This window comes from Mesorhizobium sp. WSM3862 (assembly GCF_002294985.1).
Classification (GTDB): Bacteria; Pseudomonadota; Alphaproteobacteria; order Rhizobiales; family Rhizobiaceae; genus Mesorhizobium.
The window spans coordinates 1-2500 of record NZ_NSGE01000005.1 but is presented as its reverse complement, the minus strand read 5'-3'; the positions used below and the strand labels follow the sequence as shown (position 1 = coordinate 2500).

1 tRNA gene and 2 rRNA genes (1 of these 3 cut by a window edge) are annotated in these 2500 nt (G+C 56.7%); all 3 read left to right on the top strand.

From position 1 onward, the window contains the following. Positions 1-1608, top strand: a 23S ribosomal RNA gene (locus tag CK224_RS15670); it begins 1321 nt to the left of the window's first position. Positions 1609-1928: 320 nt separating this feature from the next. After that, positions 1929-2043 (top strand): 5S ribosomal RNA (rrf, locus tag CK224_RS15665). A 210-nt stretch (positions 2044-2253) separates the two neighbouring features. After that, positions 2254-2330: transfer RNA gene (locus CK224_RS15660), tRNA-Met, on the top strand. Positions 2331-2500: the final 170 nt, after the last annotated feature.

Below are 2500 nucleotides of genomic sequence, written 5' to 3'. Positions count from 1 at the left end.
TACACCGAAGCTTAGGGTTCGTGAGCAATCACGAGCGGTAGCGGAGCGTTCTGTAAGCCAGTGAAGCCGTACCCGTGAGGGGCGGTGGAGGTATCAGAAGTGCGAATGCTGACATGAGTAACGTAAGGGGAGTGAGAGACTCCCCCGCCGAAAGACCAAGGGTTCCTGCTTAAAGTTAATCTGAGCAGGGTTAGCCGGCCCCTAAGACGAGGCGGAAACGCGTAGTCGATGGGAATCACGTTAATATTCGTGAGCCTGGAGGTAGTGACGGATCACACAAGTTGTCCAATCTTATCGGATTGAAAGGGCAGCGGAGTGGTTCCAGGAAATAGCTCCTCCTTATAGACCGTACCCGAAACCGACACTGGTGGTCTGGTAGAGTATACCAAGGCGCTTGAGAGAACTATGCTGAAGGAACTCGGCAAATTGCACGCGTAACTTCGGAAGAAGCGTGACCCTTTTTTGCGCAAGCAGAGGAGGGTGGCACAGACCAGGGGGTAGCGACTGTTTATCAAAAACACAGGGCTCTGCGAAGTCGCAAGACGACGTATAGGGTCTGACGCCTGCCCGGTGCTGGAAGGTTAAGAGGAGGGGTGCAAGCTCTGAATCGAAGCCCCAGTAAACGGCGGCCGTAACTATAACGGTCCTAAGGTAGCGAAATTCCTTGTCGGGTAAGTTCCGACCTGCACGAATGGCGTAACGACTTCCCCGCTGTCTCCAGCATAGACTCAGTGAAATTGAATTCCCCGTGAAGATGCGGGGTTCCTGCGGTTAGACGGAAAGACCCCGTGCACCTTTACTATAGCTTTACATTGGCATTCGTAGTGGCATGTGTAGGATAGGTGGTAGGCTTTGAAGCCTGGGCGCCAGCTCAGGTGGAGCCACCCTTGAAATACCACCCTTATCACTATGGATGTCTAACCGCGGCCCGTTATCCGGGTCCGGGACAATGTATGGTGGGTAGTTTGACTGGGGCGGTCGCCTCCTAAAGAGTAACGGAGGCGCGCGATGGTGGGCTCAGAACGGTCGGAAATCGTTCGCTGAGTGCAATGGCATAAGCCTGCCTGACTGCGAGACTGACAAGTCGAGCAGAGACGAAAGTCGGTCATAGTGATCCGGTGGTCCCGTGTGGAAGGGCCATCGCTCAACGGATAAAAGGTACGCCGGGGATAACAGGCTGATGACCCCCAAGAGTCCATATCGACGGGGTTGTTTGGCACCTCGATGTCGACTCATCGCATCCTGGGGCTGGAGCAGGTCCCAAGGGTATGGCTGTTCGCCATTTAAAGCGGTACGTGAGTTGGGTTCAGAACGTCGTGAGACAGTTCGGTCCCTATCTGCCGTGGGTGTAGGAATATTGAAAGGATCTGTCCCTAGTACGAGAGGACCGGGATGGACGGATCTCTGGTGGACCTGTTGTGGCGCCAGCCGCATTGCAGGGTAGCTATATCCGGACGGGATAACCGCTGAAGGCATCTAAGCGGGAAACCCACCTTGAAACGAGTATTCCCTGAGAACCGTGGAAGACGACCACGTTGATAGGCCGGGTGTGGAAGAGCGGCAACGCTTGAAGCTTACCGGTACTAATAGTTCGATCGGCTTGATCGTTCTCATTCCTAATATCCATCCGACAAAGTCGGATGGTCTGCCAGCGCTCACGCATGAGCGGCCCTTACGGGCCTATGCTCCGCGAGGGCGCCGGACGACCGGCGACGCGCAGTCGCGCTTGCGGGCTTCGCCCGTAGGCAAAATGCAGACGTCGCCTTGGCACAAAAATGACGATCCTCCGGATCGCGCTTGGCGACGATCCTTTGGATCGCGCTGCGACGATCCTTGATCGCGCCGCGACGATCCTCCGGATCGCGCTTGGCGACGATCCTTTGGATCGCGCTTGAACAGCTTCTCGATTTGAACGTGCGTTTCGCCGACCTGGTGGTTATGGCGGAGCGGCTGCACCCGATCCCATTCCGAACTCGGCCGTGAAACGCTCCAGCGCTGATGGTACTTCGTCTCAAGACGCGGGAGAGTAGGTCGCTGCCAGGTCTGCCAAGCGCACGTTCATCTCACATCCGGATCCGGATGCAGACAAATCTTCTCCTTGCGATTGTTGTGATGCATGTCGTTGCCTCAAAACCGCTAACACTTTTGAGCGACATGCATGAGGCCCGCCAAACGGGATCCCGGGCCGCGCAAGCGGCCCTTTCATTGGGCGGTCCCTTGAATACGGTAAGCGCAAACTTACCTCTATCTTGACGCGGGGTGGAGCAGCCCGGTAGCTCGTCAGGCTCATAACCTGAAGGTCACAGGTTCAAATCCTGTCCCCGCAACCAATCCAAAATGCCCGCCTCGTGCGGGCGTTTTTGTATCTGGCCATACTGGCCGGCTGATGTGAGCGGTCATCACGCCCGCAAGCAGCGAACCGACGCAGCGCCGGCAGACAAGCCAAATCCCCACACCAATCCAGACCGGCCCGCCAACGCAGGCCGTTTGCGTTTGCGGC